Origin of the sequence: Streptacidiphilus fuscans (assembly GCF_015690355.1) — a bacterium.
Taxonomy (GTDB): domain Bacteria; phylum Actinomycetota; class Actinomycetes; order Streptomycetales; family Streptomycetaceae; genus Streptacidiphilus; species Streptacidiphilus fuscans.
In genome coordinates this window covers 155055-173377 of sequence record NZ_JADPRT010000019.1, presented here as the reverse complement: position 1 = coordinate 173377, position 18323 = coordinate 155055, and the positions used below count along the sequence as shown (strand labels likewise).

General features: G+C 72.2%; 16 protein-coding genes and 1 riboswitch. Of the genes, 9 read left to right on the top strand and 7 right to left on the bottom strand.

The genetic code is table 11. The features are described from left to right. Window positions 1-213: 213 nt before the first annotated feature. Window positions 214-361: riboswitch (SAM riboswitch) on the top strand. A 20-nt stretch (window positions 362-381) separates the two neighbouring features. From thrC to I2501_RS33805, 6 genes are all read left to right on the top strand, one after another. Beyond that, on the top strand, window positions 382-1656 hold the full coding sequence (gene thrC / locus I2501_RS33830) for a threonine synthase (RefSeq protein WP_236047499.1): 1275 nt from the start codon (window positions 382-384) through the stop codon (window positions 1654-1656). After that, entirely contained in the window at window positions 1653-1931 is a 279-nt protein-coding gene (locus I2501_RS33825) for a MoaD/ThiS family protein (protein WP_196197364.1), read from the top strand. Before thrC ends, I2501_RS33825 begins: the two co-directional genes overlap by 4 nt. Before the next feature lie 386 nt (window positions 1932-2317). After that, window positions 2318-2521 carry a cold-shock protein gene (locus I2501_RS33820; RefSeq protein WP_196197363.1) on the top strand — a complete coding sequence of 68 codons (204 nt, stop codon included), beginning with the start codon at window positions 2318-2320 and terminating at the stop codon, window positions 2519-2521. Between the two features lie 385 nt (window positions 2522-2906). Beyond that, the gene (gene groL / locus I2501_RS33815) at window positions 2907-4529 is read left to right on the top strand and encodes a chaperonin GroEL (protein WP_196197362.1); all 1623 of its coding nucleotides are present in this window, start codon (window positions 2907-2909) and stop codon (window positions 4527-4529) included. Window positions 4530-4700: 171 nt separating this feature from the next. Next, window positions 4701-5057 (top strand): hypothetical protein, encoded by a 357-nt coding sequence (locus I2501_RS33810; protein WP_196197361.1) that lies wholly within the window; start codon window positions 4701-4703, stop codon window positions 5055-5057. Continuing rightward, the gene (locus I2501_RS33805) at window positions 5054-5323 is read left to right on the top strand and encodes a DUF4031 domain-containing protein (RefSeq protein ID WP_196197360.1); all 270 of its coding nucleotides are present in this window, start codon (window positions 5054-5056) and stop codon (window positions 5321-5323) included. The genes I2501_RS33810 and I2501_RS33805 overlap by 4 nt, the downstream gene beginning before the upstream one ends. A 34-nt stretch (window positions 5324-5357) precedes the next feature. Here the strand turns inward: I2501_RS33805 and I2501_RS33800 are convergent, their stop codons facing one another. Together I2501_RS33800 and I2501_RS33795 are read right to left on the bottom strand one after the other, a co-directional pair. Continuing rightward, the gene (locus I2501_RS33800; protein WP_196197359.1) at window positions 5358-5819 is read right to left on the bottom strand and encodes a YcxB family protein; all 462 of its coding nucleotides are present in this window, start codon (window positions 5817-5819) and stop codon (window positions 5358-5360) included. 19 nt (window positions 5820-5838) lie between these two features. Further along, window positions 5839-6645 carry an HD domain-containing protein gene (locus tag I2501_RS33795; RefSeq protein WP_328806734.1) on the bottom strand — a complete coding sequence of 269 codons (807 nt, stop codon included), beginning with the start codon at window positions 6643-6645 and terminating at the stop codon, window positions 5839-5841. Between the two features lie 209 nt (window positions 6646-6854). Here I2501_RS33795 and I2501_RS33790 point away from each other — a divergent pair, with 209 nt between their 5' ends. Then, window positions 6855-7559 carry a copper homeostasis protein CutC gene (locus tag I2501_RS33790; protein WP_196197358.1) on the top strand — a complete coding sequence of 235 codons (705 nt, stop codon included), beginning with the start codon at window positions 6855-6857 and terminating at the stop codon, window positions 7557-7559. 210 nt (window positions 7560-7769) lie between these two features. Here the strand turns inward: I2501_RS33790 and I2501_RS33785 are convergent, their stop codons facing one another. Beyond that, window positions 7770-9908 carry an AAA family ATPase gene (locus I2501_RS33785; protein ID WP_328806733.1) on the bottom strand — a complete coding sequence of 713 codons (2139 nt, stop codon included), beginning with the start codon at window positions 9906-9908 and terminating at the stop codon, window positions 7770-7772. Between the two features lie 313 nt (window positions 9909-10221). Between I2501_RS33785 and I2501_RS33780 the strand changes: the two genes are divergently transcribed. Then, on the top strand, window positions 10222-10416 hold the full coding sequence (locus I2501_RS33780) for a hypothetical protein (protein ID WP_196197357.1): 195 nt from the start codon (window positions 10222-10224) through the stop codon (window positions 10414-10416). Window positions 10417-10465: 49 nt separating this feature from the next. On the opposite strand, the gene I2501_RS33775 is transcribed toward I2501_RS33780, so the two are convergent. Further along, window positions 10466-12109, bottom strand: coding sequence for a DNA repair helicase XPB (locus tag I2501_RS33775; RefSeq protein ID WP_196197356.1), 1644 nt, complete (start codon window positions 12107-12109; stop codon window positions 10466-10468). A 112-nt stretch (window positions 12110-12221) separates the two neighbouring features. After that, the gene (locus I2501_RS33770; protein WP_196197355.1) at window positions 12222-14690 is read right to left on the bottom strand and encodes a helicase-associated domain-containing protein; all 2469 of its coding nucleotides are present in this window, start codon (window positions 14688-14690) and stop codon (window positions 12222-12224) included. 246 nt (window positions 14691-14936) lie between these two features. On the opposite strand from I2501_RS33770, the gene I2501_RS33765 reads away from it, so the two are divergent. Then, on the top strand, window positions 14937-16088 hold the full coding sequence (locus tag I2501_RS33765; protein ID WP_196197354.1) for a hypothetical protein: 1152 nt from the start codon (window positions 14937-14939) through the stop codon (window positions 16086-16088). Window positions 16089-16269: 181 nt separating this feature from the next. On the opposite strand, the gene I2501_RS33760 is transcribed toward I2501_RS33765, so the two are convergent. Continuing rightward, window positions 16270-17151, bottom strand: coding sequence for a class I SAM-dependent methyltransferase (locus I2501_RS33760; RefSeq protein ID WP_196197353.1), 882 nt, complete (start codon window positions 17149-17151; stop codon window positions 16270-16272). A 92-nt stretch (window positions 17152-17243) separates the two neighbouring features. Further along, window positions 17244-18311 (bottom strand): ABC transporter substrate-binding protein, encoded by a 1068-nt coding sequence (locus I2501_RS33755; RefSeq protein WP_196197352.1) that lies wholly within the window; start codon window positions 18309-18311, stop codon window positions 17244-17246. Between the last annotated feature and the right edge of the window lie 12 nt (window positions 18312-18323).

The window sequence follows — 18323 nt, the reverse complement described above, 5'->3', positions numbered from 1 at the left end:
GCCCGGCGCATCCGGCCCGTCTGCCCGTCCAGAGTGCCCCAGTCCCCGGGCCAGGGCGGCCGGGGCCGGGCGACGCCTCCGCCGTCTCGCGTCTCGGACGGCAGTGAGCGCTCGGTGGGCCTTCGGTTACAGTCTTGAGGACGAGGCGTGCCGACCGCACATTGGGGTCCGCCTCCGGACAAATGCGCCGCGCTCGGACGCGCGACGCCATAGCGCTCATCCAGAGGGACTGAGGGAACGGCCCGTTGAAGTCCCGGCAACCCCCCTACCAGGTTGCCCGCAGCCCACACGCGCTGCGGCCCCCGGTCGGGAAGGTGCCAATTCCGGCCCGTGGCGAGACGCGCCCCGGGGAAGATGAGGAGAGAAGAGGATCTCGCCATCATGGCCCTTTCCAGCAGTATCCCCGCCGACGCCTTCGGCCCCGCCGTCGCCCTTTCCTGTCGCGAGTGCGGAGCCCGCAGCCCCCTCGCCCCCGACTTCGCCTGCGCCGAGTGTTTCGGCCCGCTGGAAGTCGCCTACGAGCTCCCCGCCGGGGACCCGGAGGGCCTGCGCAAGCAGATCGAGAACGGCCCGAACAACATCTGGCGCTACGCCCCGCTGCTGCCGGTCTCCCCGGACGTCGCGGAGCGCCCGAGCCTGAACCCCGGCCTGACCAAGCTGGTCAAGGCGAACAACCTGGCCCGTGAGCTGGGCGTCACCGGCTCGCTCTACGTCAAGGACGACTCCGGCAACCCGACCCACTCCTTCAAGGACCGGGTCGTGGCCATCGCCGTCGAGGCGGCCCGCACCTTCGGCTTCACCACGCTCTCCTGCTCCTCCACCGGCAACCTGGCCGGCGCCGTGACGGCCGCCGCCGCCCGCACCGGTCTGCGCGCCTGCGTCTTCATCCCGCACGACCTGGAGGCCGGCAAGGTCGTCATGGCCGCGATCTACGGCGGCGACGTCGTCGGCATCGACGGCAACTACGACGACGTGAACCGCTTCTGCTCCGAGCTGATCGGCGACCCGATCGGCGAGGGCTGGGGCTTCGTCAACGTCAACCTGCGCCCCTACTACGGCGAGGGTTCCAAGACGCTGGCCTACGAGATCTGCGAGCAGCTCGGCTGGCGGCTTCCGGACCAGCTGGTCATCCCGATCGCGTCCGGCTCGCAGCTGACGAAGATCGACAAGGGTCTCAAGGAGCTGATCGCCCTCGGCCTGGTCGAGGACAAGCCCTACAAGATCTTCGGCGCCCAGGCCCAGGGCTGCTCCCCGGTCTCCACCGCCTTCAAGGCCGGACACGACGTGGTCCGCCCGCAGAAGCCGGACACCATCGCCAAGTCCCTGGCGATCGGCAATCCGGCCGACGGCATCTACGTGCTCGACATCGTCCGCCGCACCGGCGGGGCGGTCGAGGACGTGACCGACGAGCAGGTCGTCGACGCGATCCGGCTGCTGGCCCGCACCGAGGGCATCTTCGCCGAGACGGCGGGTGGCGTCACCGTCGGCGTGCTGCGCAAGCTGATCGAGAACGGCCTGCTGGACCCCGCCGCCGAGACCGTCGTGCTGAACACCGGCGACGGCCTGAAGACCCTGGAGGCCGTGGCGGACGCCGCGCGCCCGACCGCCGTCATCCGCCCCACCCTTGACTCGTTCCGAGAGGCAGGCCTCGCATGAGCGTCACCGTCCGCATCCCCACCATCCTGCGCACCTACACCGACGGCAAGGCCGAGGTGACGGTCGAGGGCACCACCCTGGCCGAGGTGATCAAGGACCTGGAGGCCAACCACACGGGCATCTCCGCCCGCCTCCTGGACGACAGCGGCAAGCTGCGCCGTTTCGTCAACGTCTACGTCAACGAGGACGACGTGCGCTTCGCCGAGGGCCTGGAGACCGCCACGCCGGACGGCGCGGGCGTCTCGATCATCCCGGCGGTCGCCGGCGGCTGCTGAGGGAAACCCCGAGAGGTACCGACGAGTCGGAGCACCCCGAGCCGGGGTGGCTCCGGCTCTGTCATTTCCAGCGGTTTAAGAGGAGTAGAGTGCTCCTGTCCCGCGCTTGTCCCGTCCTACGAGACGGTTGACCGATTCTTTATCGTCCGACGTTATGTCGGGAGCGTCCGATATGTCCGGCCCGAATTGCTCCCCTTTGCCGAACATTGCGCGTTATGTCTCTTAACTAGCCCCGAGAATTCTCCGTCGAATGCTCTGTTGCTCAGGGCATCGGAGTGGATACATTCAGCGTCGGTCGAGCCCGGCGCCTGCAGCCCGCAGCGTCCCGGACCGGCCCGGTTCGCGGTGTGCGGACCGTGAAAGGGCCAGTAATAGGGGAGTTCGGAATGGCTCAGGGCACCGTCAAGTGGTTCAACGCGGAGAAGGGATACGGCTTCATCGCGGTCGACGGTGGTGCGGACGTGTTCGTCCACTACAGCGCGATCCAGATGGACGGGTACCGGTCGCTCGAAGAGGGCCAGCGGGTGGAGTTCGAGATCTCGCAGGGCCAGAAGGGCCCGCAGGCCGACATGGTCAAGGCTATCGTCTGACCACCACCTGCTGACATGAGTAGCGATCGCTGACTGATCAGGACCCGCAGAGCTCGTTCCAAGCGAAACGATGCATCCACGCAGGTCTTCCGAAGGGCCCCTGTCCCGTCCTGGGACAGGGGCCCTTCGATGTGCTCCGAGCTTCCCCCACCTGCTTGCCCCTCCCGTCGCCCGCCGCCACCCTTGTTCGTGCCCCTTCGGGGCGCTTGCACTCCCAGGGGTCGAGTGCTAATCATTGGCGTTAGCACTCTGAGGTAGAGAGTGACAACGGGCCGGGTCGGTGAGGCCCCGGGCGAGGCGGGACGGAACCGCCGAAGGCCGGAGCCGTCCGTCGCGGGCGCAGGCGCGGTCCGAAGCAGCCAGTCTGTCCAGGAGGACCGCTTCCATGGCCAAGATCATTGCGTTCGACGAGGAGGCCCGTCGCGGCCTCGAGCGCGGTATGAACCAGCTCGCCGACGCCGTCAAGGTCACGCTTGGCCCCAAGGGCCGCAACGTCGTTCTGGAGAAGAAGTGGGGCGCTCCCACGATCACCAACGACGGTGTCTCCATCGCCAAGGAGATCGAGCTCGAGGACCCGTACGAGAAGATCGGCGCCGAGCTCGTCAAGGAGGTCGCCAAGAAGACCGACGACGTCGCGGGTGACGGCACCACCACCGCCACCGTGCTGGCCCAGGCGCTCGTCCGCGAGGGTCTGCGCAACGTCGCCGCCGGCGCCAACCCGATGGCTCTGAAGCGCGGCATCGAGAAGGCCGTCGAGGCCGTCTCCGCCCAGCTGCTGGAGCAGGCGAAGGACGTGGAGACCAAGGAGCAGATCGCCTCCACGGCCTCCATCTCCGCCGCCGACACCCAGATCGGCGAGCTCATCGCCGAGGCCATGGACAAGGTCGGCAAGGAAGGCGTCATCACCGTCGAGGAGTCCCAGACCTTCGGTCTGGAGCTGGAGCTCACCGAGGGTATGCGCTTCGACAAGGGCTTCATCTCGGCGTACTTCGCCACCGACCTGGAGCGCATGGAGACGGTCTTCGAGGACCCCTACATCCTCATCGCCAACTCCAAGATCGGCTCGATCAAGGACCTGCTCCCGCTGCTCGAGAAGGTCATGCAGTCCGGCAAGCCGCTGCTGATCATCGCCGAGGACGTCGAGGGCGAGGCGCTCTCCACGCTGGTCGTCAACAAGATCCGCGGCACCTTCAAGTCCGTCGCCGTCAAGGCCCCGGGCTTCGGTGACCGTCGCAAGGCCATGCTCGGCGACATCGCCATCCTCACCGGTGGCCAGGTCATCTCCGAGGAGGTCGGCCTCAAGCTGGAGTCCGCCGGTCTCGAGCTGCTCGGCCGCGCCCGCAAGGTCGTCGTCACCAAGGACGAGACGACCATCGTGGACGGCGCCGGCGAGAGCGACCAGGTCGCGGGCCGCGTGGCCCAGATCCGCGCCGAGATCGAGAACAGCGACTCGGACTACGACCGCGAGAAGCTGCAGGAGCGCCTGGCCAAGCTGGCCGGTGGCGTCGCCGTCATCAAGGCGGGCGCGGCCACCGAGGTCGAGCTCAAGGAGCGCAAGCACCGCATCGAGGACGCCGTCCGCAACGCCAAGGCCGCGGTCGAGGAGGGCATCGTCGCCGGTGGTGGCGTGGCCCTGCTCCAGGCCGGTGTCGCGTTCGACAAGCTCGAGCTGGACGGCGACGAGGCGACCGGTGCCAACATCGTGCGCGTCGCGCTCGAGGCCCCGATCAAGCAGATCGCGACCAACGCCGGTCTCGAGGGCGGCGTCGTGGTGGAGAAGGTGCGCAACCTCCCCGCCGGTCACGGCCTGAACGCCGCGTCCAACGAGTACGTCGACCTGATCGCCGCGGGCATCATCGACCCCGCCAAGGTGACGCGCTCCGCGCTGCAGAACGCGGCGTCCATCGCCGCGCTCTTCCTCACCACCGAGGCCGTCATCGCCGACAAGCCGGAGAAGTCCGCGGCCCCGGCCGGCGGCGGCATGCCGGGCGGTGACATGGACTTCTGATCCTGACGGATCGGATGTTCTGAGCCCCACGGAAGGCGGCTCACCCCTCACCGGGGTGGGTCGCCTTCCGGCTTTTGCCGACGGGACGTATTTTGCGGACCGGGACGTTGCACTTCCCCGCACCCCTGGGGAGTGCAACGTCCCGTTGGGAGAAAAGGAGACACTGGAGTGATGGAGAACGCCCTGGAAGCTTCCCTGCACGCCGCCCGCGGCGCCCTGCTGCGGGATCTGAGCGCGCGGGACGTCGCCGACGCCGCCGTCGTGTCGGTGTTGGAGGACGCGATCGCGCAGCGGCGGTGGTGGGTGGAGCAGTGGCCGGACGGGGTGGACTACGTACTGGGCCTGGTCGCCCAGGACGTGCAGGACGGGCTGTTGGAGGGGTGGGGGCGTTGGCCCCTCTGCCAGGTGTGCTCGGCCGAGGGGGATCCGCACGCGCTCTCCGTCGAGCCCGAGCTCGGTCCCGACCCGCACTGGGTCTGCGGTGAGCAGGGCGTGGTGGTCGCGGCCGTCGGGGAGCTGACTCCGTGATCCTGATCGACCCCCCGACCTGGCCGGGCCATGGGCGGTTCTGGTCGCACCTGGTCTCGGACCGGTCCTTCGACGAGCTGCACGCCTTCGCCCGCCTGCTCGGCGTGCCGGAGCGCGGTTTCGACGGGGACCACTACGACGTGCCGGAGCGGCTCTACGAGGCCGCCCTCGGCCTCGGCGCCGAGCCGGTGCGCAGCCGGGAGATCGTCGCCCGCCTCGCCCACGCGGGCCTGCGCCGACCGAAGCGCCGCGCGCCGCGACCCTGAGACCGCGCGTCAGGGGGTCAGGGGGTCAGGGGGGTCAGCGCATCAGCTTCTGGGCCGTCAGCCACTGGATCAGCTCCTCGATCTGGACCTCGCTCAGCGCGCGCGCCGGGAAGGCGACGTCGCCGACGCTGCGGGTGCCCTCGAAGACCAGCCAGCCGCCCGTGCGCCGGACCCGGCGCACCGCCGGCCAGCGGATCTGGTGCGAGACGAACTGGTTGCGCCAGCTCAGCCCGGCGTCGGTGAAGCGCAGCGACATCTCGTTGCTGGTCGTCAGCGAGCGCAGCTTGTGGCCGACGATCTGGCCGTGCACCGAGAGCAGCATGACCGAGATGGCGAGAAGCGCCAGGTGGGACACGGACGCCGGGTGCGAGGCGAGCGCGATGACCAGCCCGGCCAGGCCGAGGAGCAGCCACAGGGCGTTGATCCAGGCCCGGGTCCGCAGCCAGCGGCTGCGCAGCTCGCCGCGTGCGAAGGCGAAGTCGGCCTCTATGTCCATGTGCCCCACCCGGATCGACTCAAGTGACGGGCGGCACCCTATCGCGCAGACGTGCAAGCTCGGTACGCATGTTCATGGCAGCGCGCTCGGCGTAGGCGGAGCGGGCGGGCTGGGTCCGGTAGAGCGAGGGCAGTGCCAGCAGCCGTTCCAGCACCTCAGCGCGGCCCTTGCGGAAGTCCTCGTCGGGCACGAAGGCGTACTCCGCCCGCACTGCGGCCGTGTAGCCCGCGTAGATGTGCGGCGGGGAGCCCAGCACCGCGAGGTCGGCGTCGCAGAGGACCTCGCCGTTGTGGTCGCCGGGGGCCGGGTCGTGCTCGGCGGTCAGCCGTACCAGGCGGGCGACCTCGGCGACGGCCTCGTCGGCGACGCCCAGTTCGGGCAGGACGCGCTCGGCGAGGCGCGCGCTGCGCTCCTCGTTCTCGGTGCGGTCCGGAGCGTAGATCGCGTCGTGGAACCAGGCGGCCACGCGGACCAGGTCGGCGTCGTCGGCGTGCCCGGCGAGCCGGTCGACCACGGAGAGCGTCGCGGCCAGGTGCCGCACCGTGTGGTACTTGCGCTGCGGTTCCGACCAGCGGCGCAGCAACTGCTCGCCGTACGGCTCCGCCTCCGGGGCGGCGAAGAGCGCGGTCCAGCGGGCCAGCAGCGCCTCGGCGAGTGCCTGGTCCGGGTGTGCGCCGCCCTGCTGCGGGCCCGGCGTTGGGCGAGGCGGTGTGCCGGGTGGCGTGCCGGGCTGCCTGCCCGGTTGTGCGGCCTGGCCCCGTGGCCCTGGCTGCGGACCGGAGCGCCGGGCGGCGGGGTGGGGGTCGGGGTACGACGGCTCTGGCATACAGCCATTGTGGTCCCGACAGCCCCCGCTCCGCTGGGGTCCGGCTGGGGTGCGGCCGTATGAGGGATGCGTCGGGTGCCCGCGAGGATCTAGGGTGTATTGGACTAGACCTGTTGGCATGCTCGGCCGTGGCCGCAGCGCGGTCACACTGGTGGTCGCACGGCCGTTCGCGACGGTCGGGCGTTGAGAGCGGAGCAGAGAGGCTGCACATGAGTGATCGGGCGATCTTCGAGGTCATCGCCACCACCGCGGAGGACGCCGTCGCGGCGGCCGCGGGCGGCGCGGACCGGCTGGAGCTGGCCTCGGACATGGCGGCCGACGGGCTGACGCCCGACCTCGCGGAGTTCGCCCGCATCCGGGCGGCGGTCCACGTCCCGCTTCGCGTGATGCTCCGCGACGGCGCGGGTTTCCGCGTCCGCGACCTCGACGCGCTCTGCGGTAAGGCGCAGGCGCTGCGCGCGGAGGGCGCGGAGGAGTTCGTCCTCGGCTTCCTGACCGCGGAGGGCGCGGTCGACCTCGCCGCGGTGCGGACCGTCCTCGACGCGATCCCCGGCTGCCGCTGGACCTTTCACCGCGCGTTGGACAACGCCGTCTCCCGCGACGAGGTCCGCGCCGCGATCGACGGCCTGCCCGGCCTGGACACGGTCCTCACGGCGGGTTCCGCCGAGGGCGTGTCCTCCGGCATGGACGTCCTCGGCGCGGAGGTCACCCGCGCGGGTGAGCCCGGCTACGCGCCGAGGATCCTCGTCGGCGGCGGCCTCCGCACCGAGCACGTCGCGCGCCTGCGCGCGCTCGGCATCGACGGGTTCCACGTCGGCACGATGGTCCGCGTCGCGGGCTGGGACAGCCCGCTGGACGCGGGCCGCGTCCAGGAATGGCGCCGGTTGCTGGACGCGGACGTCCTGGCTGCGTAGGGGCCACTTTTTCGCAGGGGGACGTTGCACTTACCTCAGGGGCGCGGGGAACTGCGCGACAAGCCACCCTGTGTGGGAAGTCCCCGAACGCGCAGGGCCATCCGCACCGGGTGGTGTCTCGCGCAGTTCCCCGCGCCCCTGGGTTTTGCAACCACCTGTGGCGGCACACGCTCGGCAGAACCCCGCGCGCCGGCAGAGTGCAACCTCCGGCTACGCCAACGCCTGCGGCAACGGCCGCGCGTGCAGGACGTCGAGGCCGGAGACGGCGCGGGTGAGGCACACGTACAAGCGCCGCAGGCCCGTGCGGAGGTCGGCCTCGCCGTCGACGATCGCGGCGGGCTCGTCGAGGACGACGTAGTCGTACTCCAGGCCCTTGGCCAGTGACGCCGGGACCAGCGTCAGCCGCGCGTCCGCGGACGTCTCGGTGCCGGGCTCCAGGTACGGCAGGCCCGCGGCCGTCAGCGCCGCGCCGAGCGCGGGGACGCGGGCGTCCGCGGCGATCAGGCCGGTCGAGCCCTCGTGCTCCAGCGCGGTGACGCAGGCGGCCACCACGGCGTCGGTGAGGGCCGGGGGCGTCGCGGGGGTCAGCGCGGAGGCGGTGTCGAGGGCGTGTGTGTCCTCCGGCGCTGACGTGCCGTCGATCTGACGGATCGTCAACGCGCCCGCGTTCTCGCGGATGGAGCTGGCCGGGGCCAGGTCGGGGGCGATCGAGGGGAGCAGGCGCGACGCGTAGTCGATCACCTCGCCCGGGACGCGGAAGCCCATGGTGAGCTCCTCGACCCGGGAGCCGGGCTTGCCCAGGTGGTGCAGGGCCGTCGCCCAGGTGTCGGTGGACCACGGAGTCGTGCCCTGGGCGATGTCGCCCAGGACGGTCGCCGAGCCCGTGGTGCAGCGGCGGCCGACGGCGCGGTACTGCATGGGGGAGAGGTCCTGCGCCTCGTCCAGCACGACGTGGCCGAGCGAGGAGGTCCGCTCGACCAGGTCGCGGGCCTCGTCGACCAGGACGGAGTCCGCGGCCGTCCACGGCGCGGTCTTCACGCTCCGGCCGGGCTTGTCCCAGAGCACGGCCGCCTGCTCGTCCTCGGTCAGGATGCCGTCCGCGCACTGCGCCAGGAACTCCGCGTCGCTGAGCAGGCGCAGCACCAGCTTTGCCGGGTCGACCGCCGGCCAGAGCGCCTTCGCGGTCGCCTTGACGGCGGCGTTGCGGGCGACAGCGTCCTGCACCCGGTCGTCAGGGGCCTCGCCGCCGTTCTCCATCTTGACCAGGACGGCGTGCGCGATCCGCTGCGGCAGCGCTGCCTGGGCCGCGCCGTAACGGATGTCACGGTCCATCAGTTCGCGGACGATGTCCTCGAGTTCGTACGAGGCCACGCGCCAGCGGCGGGAGCCGCGGACCACCACGCAGCCCTCGGTCGGCAGGGTGATGCCGGACCGCACCGCGCGCCGCAGCACCTCGGCCATCCGCGCGTCGCCCTTGAGGCGCGCCGCCTGCGGGGTGTCCGTGCCCTTGATCGGGACGTGGGCGACGAGCTCCTCGACGGTGGCCTGGGCGACGTCCAACTCGCCCAGGGCGGGCAGGACCTGCTCGATGTACTGGAGGAAGGACCGGTTCGGGCCGATGACCAGGGTGCCGGTGCGGGCCAGTCGCTCGCGGTGGGCGTAGAGCAGGTAGGCGACACGGTGCAGGCCGACGGCGGTCTTTCCGGTGCCGGGCGCACCCTGGACGCAGACCGTGCCGTGGACGTCGGCGCGGACGATCTCGTCCTGCTCCGGCTGGATGGTCGCGACGATGTCGCGCATCGGGCCGACGCGCGGGCGCTCGATCTCCGCCGCGAGCAGCGCGCTGGCGCCGGATGTCTCCTCGGGGTCGCTGAGGTGCTCGTCCTCGTAGGCGGTCAACTCGCCGCCGGTGTAGCCGAAGCGGCGGCGCAGCGCGACGTCGTGCGGGTCCTTCTTGCTGGCCCGGTAGAAGGCCTGGGAGACGGGCGCACGCCAGTCGATGACCATCGGGTCGCCGTCGGCGTCGTGGACGTGGCGGCGGCCGATGTAGAAGCGCTCGCCCTCGCCGCCCTCGGCCACGCCGGCGCCCGGGGCGTGCAGGAAGTCGAGGCGGCCGAAGAAGAGCGGGGTGTGGGCGAGGTCGGCCAGGGCCTTGATCCGGTCGTCGATCTCGCGCGCCAGGATCGCGGCGTTGACCCAGTTCCCTGTGACGTCGCTGATGTCGAGCGCCTCGACGTCCTCGCGCATGGTCCGTAGCGCGGAGCGGGAGAAGGCGAGATGGGCGCGCTCGCGGTCGAGCGGGTTGTCGGAGTCGACGGAAACGGTGGACTCGGGGGTGTGCGCAGGCACGAGGAAGCCTTCCCGGCTGCGGAACACCGGGGGTGGCCGGCGCGCAGCGGTCTCAAAAAGTCTGCGATAGGGAATTTGAGAGCCGCCCGGTTACCGTCCGGGCGGCGCCTTCCCACGTACACGACGGGAAGGCGGCAGACCGGAAACCTTATACCCACGGACGAGTCGGGGGCGAATCCTTTATTCAGCGGATATCAGGGGTAACCCTGACGGGAGGACGAGGCGGTGTCCCTCTGCGGTATGACGCCCGAGGGCCTGCGGATTCGGCCGTTGGACTGACGACTTCGCGGCGCCTGAAATCTACGTTGGAGACATGGCTACCGCACACGTCGACCCCCGTCCCCGCGTCCGTCCCGACCGCCCCGTCGTTGCCCGTGGTGCCACCAAGGCGGAGCGCCGGCCGCGCAATCCGATAGCGGCCTGCGCCCGAGGCGTCGGCATCGTCGCCACCACGGCCCTCTCCGTCGTCCTGCTGGGCCGTGACGGCATCCCGGACGCCTCGTCCTGAAAGCCGTCCTGACTCGTCCGACTCCCACTCCGTCTCCGTCGAAGACCGACTACAGCACGTCGTCCGCGTCCACGATCCGGTAGGAGTAGCCCTGTTCGGCCAGGAACCGCTGCCGGTGCGCGGCGAAGTCCTGGTCGATGGTGTCCCGGGCCACGACCGAGTAGAAGTGCGCCATGTGCCCGTCCGCCTTGGGACGCAGCACGCGGCCGAGTCGCTGGGCCTCCTCCTGACGGGAGCCGAAGGTCCCGGAGACCTGGATCGCCACCGTCGCCTCGGGCAGGTCGATGGAGAAGTTGGCGACCTTGGACACCACCAGCACGCTGATCTCGCCCTCACGGAAGGCGTCGAACAGCTTCTCGCGCTGCGCGTTCGTCGTCTCGCCCTTGATCACGGGTGCGTCCAGCGCCTCGCCCAGCTCGTCCAGCTGGTCGATGTACTGGCCGATGACCAGCGTCGGCGTGCCCCGGTGCTTCTCGACGAGCGCCTGGGTGACGCGGCGCTTGGTCGCCGTGGTCGCACAGAACCGGTACCGCTCCTCCGGTTCGGCGGTCGCGTAGGAGAGCCGCTCCGAGTCGGTCAGCGTGACCCGCACCTCGCAGCAGTCCGCGGGGGCGATGTAGCCCTGCGCCTCGATCTCCTTCCACGGGGCGTCGAAGCGCTTGGGGCCGATGAGTGAGAAGACGTCACCCTCGCGCCCGTCCTCCCGCACCAGCGTCGCGGTGAGGCCGATCCGGCGGCGGGCCTGCAGGTCCGCGGTGAACTTGAAGACGGGTGCGGGCAGCAGGTGCACCTCGTCGTAGACGATCAGACCCCAGTCCCGGGAGTCGAACAGCTCCAGGTGCGGGTAGACGCCCTTCCGCTTGGTCGTCATCACCTGGTACGTGGCGATGGTGACCGGCCGGATCTCCTTGCGGGCGCCGCTGTACTCGCCGATCTCGTCCTCGGTCAGGCTGGTCCGCTTGACCAGCTCGTGCTTCCACTGGCGGGCCGAGACGGTGTTGGTGACCAGGATCAGCGTGGTCGCCTTGGCCTTGGCCATGGCTGCCGCGCCCACCAGCGTCTTGCCCGCGCCACAGGGCAGCACGACGACGCCGGAGCCGCCGTGCCAGAAACCCTCGGCGGCCTGCTCCTGGTAGGGACGCAGCTTCCAGCCGTCCTGGTCGAGCTCGATCGGGTGTGCCTCGCCGTCCACGTAGCCGGCGAAGTCCTCGGCGGGCCAGCCGAGCTTGAGCAGCACCTGCTTGATCTGGCCGCGCTCGGAGGGGTGCACGGCCACCGTGTCCGGGTCGAAGCGCTGGCCGACCAGCGGGGCGATCTTCTTCGACCGCAGCACCTCTTCGAGCACCGGCCGGTCGGTCGTGGTCAGCACCAGCCCGTGGACGGGGTGCTTGCTCAGCTGGAGGCGGCCGTAGCGGTCCATGGTGTCCGCGATGTCGACCAGCAGCGCGTGCGGCACGGGGTAGCGGGAGAAGCGGACCAGCGCGTCCACGACCTGCTCGGCGTCGTGCCCTGCGGCCCGCGCGTTCCACAGGCCCAGCGGGGTGACCCGATAGGTGTGCACATGCTCGGGGGCGCGCTCCAGCTCGGCGAAGGGCGCGATGGCACGACGGCACTCGTCCGCGGCGTCGTGGCCGGTCTCCAGCAGGAGCGTCTTGTCGGACTGGACGATGAGGGGACCTGAGCCGTCGTTCACGTACGTCGCTCCTCCGGGGCCGGACTGTGGGCAAACCCCAAGTGTCCCGCATCGCGGCCCGGAGCGGAAAGTGATCTGGCTGTGGTTACAGCGCCACGGCTGGCGGATCCGCTCAGGCCTCGTCCTGCGCCAGCTCGGCGACGCCGGTGATGCGGTGCAGGCGGAAGGTGTGCATCTCCTCGTCGGCCTGGTCGAAGGCGGTGACGATGCCGCCCTCGACGCGGACGGGTTCGATGACGTGTTGGCGGGCCGCGCCGTCCGCGTTGACGTAGCCGATCCAGACCGGGTCGCCGGTCAGGACGGCCGTCTGGAGGGTGGCCAGTGTCTCGGCGGCAGGGGTGCGCGGGAGCGGGCCGCCGGGGGTCACGTCGCGGTGGGGAACGGTGGCGGCGCGGTCGCCCGCGCGGATGGCCTTGAGCGCGGCGGAGACCAGCGCCGGGGTGACCGGCGGGGGGCCGTCCGGGACCGGGGCCGGGGGAGTGCGTGGCGGCGTCCGCCGGGCGTCGGGCCGGGAGATGAGGACGTCGCCCTCGGCGGACTCGGCGGCCGGGGCGTAGCCCATCGCCCGCAGCTGGGTCAGCACTGCCGCCGGGTCCGCCTGGGCGGCCAGGACGGTCGGGGCCAGGCGGCGCAGCCGGAGCTGCGCGGCACGGCGGTCGGCCAGCAGTTCGTCGAGCAGCGCGTCGTCGTCGCAGCGCAGATACGCCGACGCGGCGCCGATGCGGAGTCGGCCGTGGCGGCGGGCGACGTCGTCGACCAGGTAGCTGAGCGGCTGCGGCACCGGCGTGCTGGAGTGCTCGGCGAGGAAGGCGTGCAGCTCCGAGGCGCTGCGGCCCGCGTCGAGCGCGCGGCGCACGGACTCGGGCGTGAAGCGGTAGACCGTCGCACCGCCCTTGGACTCGACGTCGGCCGCGACGGCCAGGGTCTGCGCCAGCGGCGTCCTGAGCGGTCCGGGCGCGATCGCGGTCAGGTCGGGCTGAAGGATCACCTGATCGAGTGGCTGCGGCAGCAGCACGTCCAGTCGCCGTTCGACCGACGCCTCGTCACCGTCCAGCAGCGGCACGGCGAAGCGCGCCAGCGCACCGCGTCCGGTCAGGCCGAGCAGCTCCGCCTCGTCGACCGTCCAGGTGACCAGACGGTCGCGCAGCTCGCCGCCGCGCAAGGGGTGCGCCCAGCGCAGCCGGTCCGTCAGGGCGCCCGCGTCACCGGCGCTGCCCACCGGCAGCGCGGCGAGCAGGAGCAGCGTGTCGCGGCGGATCTCGGGGGCCAGCGCACGGTCCAGGCCGCTGCCGAGGGCGGGCAGCACCTTGTCCTTCGCGTCGCGGCCGCCCACGAGCGCGGCGACGCGGGTGGCGGTCAGCCAGGTCCGGGCCAGCAGCAGCCAGCGCTCGGCGACCGGGCGGCGCAGCCACTCGTCGTAGGCGGGGGTCGGCGCCCAGCGCTCGTCCGCCTCACCGTCCGGGGCCAGCAGGCCCGCGCCGTAGGCGAGTTCCAGCCAGAACGCGGTCAGCTGCTCGGAGATGTCCAACTGCTGTGCGGTACGCCGCAGTTCACGGACGCCCAGGCCACCCGCGCGCAACACCGGCGGAGAGTCGGTGCTCCACAGGTCCAGCGCCTCCTCGACCGTGCGGACGGCCGTGAACGCCTGGGCGGCTGCGGCCCGGTCCGCCTGGTCCGCGTCGAGAGTGCGGGTGATTGCCACCTCGGGTGCGGTCGGCTCCAGTTGACGGTGGACCAGCCCGCCGCGCAGGTACAGGGCGACCTCGCGCGGCAGCACCACCGCGTCGCGCCCGGCCGGCAGCAGGAAGCCGCGGGCCTGCAGCCACTCCACCGGCGTGCGCGCCTCGGCGGCCCGCACCGCGCGCGGCGGCGTGGCACCGAAAGGAGGGCCCCACAACAGCTTGTTCAGCACGCCCCGCGCACCCTCCGGCGCCTCGCCGAGCAGCGCGTCCGCCCGCGTGCGGTCCCGGAACAGGGCGCTCAGTGAGGCGAGCGCGCTCACCTGGTCGTGTGTGCTCGGCAGTCCGGCGTCGGCGAGGATCTCCTGCAACCGTCCGGGAGAGAGCCCCGCGCCCGCCTCCGCGAAGGTCGGTCCGAGGCCGGTCGGCCCGGTCTGCCCACCGGCGGGGGCCAGGACGTCGCGGGCGGTCCGGATCAGCCGCAGGCGCTCGTCCGTGCCCCAGAGCAGCGCCGCCTCGCGCAGCGTCACCAGCGCGGGCGCGAGGGCGGCCGCAGCCGCCGGATCCTCGGCCACGCCGAGCAGGGCGTACAGTTCGGCGGGCGCACAGGGGTCGCTCGCGACGGCCAGCGCCTCGGCCACCTGGAGCGTGAAGAGGTCGAGCCGCTCCAGCGCGCGGACCACACTGGCCCGGGTGGAGCTGCGGGTCGCCAACTGGGTGACGTCGGCGGGCACGGGATGGACCAGGTCGGGCCGGGAGCGCAACAGCGCGGCGAGCGCCGCGTCGTCCCGCCCGCGCAGGTCCTCCGCGAGGGTCCGCGGCGCGGAGCTCGCGCCGTCGGCGGCGGTGGTGTCGGCGGACTGAGCGGCGGCGCGCGATCCGTCGGTTCTCCCGGTGCTCATCCGACTCAGGCTACCCGCTAGGTCTGCGCGTGGTCCGGGTCCGGCGGCGTCGGATTGCGCCGGGTGACGCCGAAGGGGGCGCAGGGGCGTCGTGGGTGAGGGTCGGTGGGCGGGACTGGGCTGGGGAGTACCGGTGAGGATCCACGGGTACGGGTGTGACAACCGCACCTGGCACCGGGGGCCTGTCCTAAGCTGACCGCCGAGCAGACCGGCAGGCCGACGGGCTGCGGGGAGGGCAGGGGCAGCATGGGGATCGAGAGCGAGCAGCTCGTCTACGACTACCTGAGCCGGGTCGGTGACCTGGCCCAGTCCGCCGCGCTGACCGCGGCGGACCGCGCCCGACTCGTCAACTCCCTGCGCCAGACCATCGACGCGCAGAAGGCGGCGTCGTCCTCCGGCTCGACCCGCGCCGAGGTGAACTCCGTCCGCAAGATCCTCTCCGGCCTGGGCGCCCCCGACGAGGTGGTCCGCCGCGCGGCCGGGGGCAGCCTCCCCGAGCCGAGCGAGTCCGGCGGACGCCGCTGGGGGGCGTCGAGGTCCGGGGCGTCGACCGGGCCCTCGGAGCCTTCCGGTCCGTCGGTACCGGTCGGTCAGGTGGGTCCGTCCGGTCCGTCTGTTCCGGCTCAGGCCGCTGCGCCCGCCTCGGAGCGCGTGGCGCGACCTGCGCGCGGCGCGGACGTCGGTGCCGACGCGTTCGGCGACGCGGACGCCGACTCCGTCTACGCCGCTGACGAGTGGTGGCGCGGAGCCAAGGGCAGGCGCGGCGGAGCCCGTCCCATCGACAGCCCGCCCGGCTGGGCGGGCGGTCTCCTGGAGGAGTTCTTCCGCGACCAGCACGCGGACGTGATGGACCCGGTCACCGGCCTCCCCAAGCCCCAGCCCGTGGCGGACGAGGACGCGGCCGACGGGGAGGGCGAGGGCGAAGCGGGGGAGGCGGAGGCCGGACCTGACGCCGCGTCGGGGAGGCGGACGTGGCTGCGCCGCGTTCTGGCCGGTGGGCAGGCGTCCGGAGGTGCGGGCGGCGCGGTCGCGGACGTTCCAGCTGTGCCGCGCGTGCCGCGAGTGCCGCTGCCGTTCGTGGAGTCGCTGGCCACGCTGGTGCTGGTCGCCGCGTTGGTCACCGGGCTGTGGTACCTGGCGTTGCTGGGTTGGCTCTTCGCCTACGCCGGCCACCGGTTCGGCCACCGCGTCAGCAGGATCGCTTCGCTCTGGATCCCGGGCATCTGCGCGGCCGCCTGCGGCTTCTGGCTCTACTCCCGCACGGGCCACGCCCCGGGCCACCCAGGCCTCACCTCGGCCCAACTCACCGCGGCGAGCCACGCCGCGTTCGCGACGTGGCTCCGCGGCGGAGCGGCGCTGTCGGCGGCGTTCCTGGGCTGGCGCATCTACCGACGGTGAGTCTGCACCTTTGAACGGTGGGGACGTTGCAATCGTCAGGGGCGCGAGGCTCTGCTGATGTGCGGCTCCGCCGCGCGGGCGCTACGAACCGGACTTCTGCTGCCGTGGGACGTTGCAGCACGCTGGGGGCGCGAGGCTCTGAGGTGGTGCAACCACCTGCGGGAGCGCAGGCTCAGCTGCTTCACTCCCGCGCAGCCACCGTGTACCTGAGCTCGCTCTCCCGCCGGAGGACCCCGTCCTCCCGCAGCTGCTCCAGTTCCGCCAGCGCAGCGGCCTTCGCTGCGGGCAGGCGGTCGGCCGGGATGCGGGAGAGCCAGGCTCTGCGGCCCGTGCTCCAGAGGGATCGCCACCACGCGTCCCCGCTCGGCAGCACCTCCGACGTCGTCTCCACGACCGTCCGGACCTCGGTGAAGCCGCAGGACTCGAAGAGCTTCCCGATCGACTCGACGGAGTCGAACGCCGGATGGCCGCCCCGCGCGCCCTGGCGCGGGGACGAGGGTGGGAGCGGCTCGTCCAGGAAGGACAATGCGGCGTCCAGGGGGCGTGACCAGCGCGGGTCGGTGGTGCCGAAGCTGCTGGTTGCGAACCGGCCGCCCGGGGTGAGGATGTGGTGCGCTGCGGTCAGTGCGGCCTCGGGGTCGGGGGTGATGAAGAGCATCAGCCCGGCGAGGACCGCCTCGAAGGAGGCCGCCGGGTAGCCGGGGTCCTCCGCGTCGCCCACCCGGACGACGACGTTGCGCGCGCCGCGCGAGGCGATCTCCGCCCCCGTCGCGTGGACCATCCCGGAGGAGAGGTCGATCCCGGCCGCGTAGCCGTCGGGGCCGACGGCCTGCGCGGCGGCGAAGAGGACCGCGCCCCGGCCGCAGCCGAGGTCGAGCACCCGGTCGCCCGGTCGCAGGCCCGCGTGGTCGACCAGCCGGGCGGCGGTGGCCCGGAAGAACTCGCCGTTGACTTCGTCGTAGGTGTCCGCGACCAGGTCGAAGCCCTCCGCGATGAAGGCTTTCCTGGCCGCCGTGGCACGCGTTTTCTCCTGATCTGGGGTGGTCGTCGGCATCGTCGGCATAAGAGCCATGGTGTTCCGGAGTGACGTGCATCACAAGACATCTGCGCGACACCATCGGTAATTAGCAGGTCACCCCGCGTTCTGACGCACCGTCACGCACCGAGGAACCGCTGGAGTTGAGCCAGGATCAGGTTGGCCGCGAAGTAGCCGATCCCGACGAACCAGAGGTCGTCGTCGACCTCGAACACGCGGTGGCCCTTCACCGCGCCCAGCTGCTGCCACTGGCTGCTGGTGGTGAACTGCTGCGTCTGTGCCTTCGCCGGATCGCCGTAGGTGGACCAGAAGAGCGCGGTGCCGTCGGCGAGGTGCAGGTCCGCGGGGGTGGGGACGGCGACGTCGGGTGCGGCGGCGCTCTGGGGCGCCGGGCGGCCGAGCTGGGTCTCGGCGAGCATCGCGCCCAGGAAGTTCTGCGTCGCGTAGGCGCGGGGGTCGGCGTCCTGGACGAAGCGCAGCAGGCTGATCCGCTGCTTCTTCGTCTGGTCCGACCCGCCCAGCGCGCTGACGAACTGCCGGACGTGGTCCTGGTACGCGCCGGTGACGGCGTCGGCGAAGCTCTGCCGGTTCAGCGCCTGGGCGTGGAGCTGGAAGTCCTGCTTCCAGCTCGCCCCGGTGGTCGCGGTCAGCACGGTGGGCGCGATCGCGGCGAGATCGGTGTAGTGGCTGTCGTCGTCGGTCCGGTTGCCGAGGATCAGATCGGGGCGGAGGCGGGCGACGGTCGTGAGGTCCGGCGCGCCGATCGGGCCGACGTCGGTGACGGAGTCGAGCCAGCCCACCGGGAAGTACCCGGGCAGCGCGCTGTCCAGGATCGCGCGGGCCGCGCCGACCGGCGTGAGGCCGAGCATCAGCGCGGAGTCCAGCTCGGCCGCGCCGAGGACGACGACCCGGCTGGGCGTCTGCGGCACCGCGACCGGCCCCGTCGCCGCCGCCACGGTCCGTTGCGGCGAGGGGGCGGGGGTGGGTGCCGCGGTGACCGCGACCTGGGCCGCGGTGCCGCCCTGGCCGGTCCCGTTGCCCGCGCCCGCGAGGGGTTCCGGCGGCGACTGCGCGGTGGCGGACGCGCCGCCCGCGCTGGTGCAGCCGGTCAGCGCGGAGACGGCCGCCGCACCGAGGGCGGCCGTCAGCGCCCCGAGCACGGCTCGGCGCGAGCAGGCGCGCGGCATCCGACCTCCAGG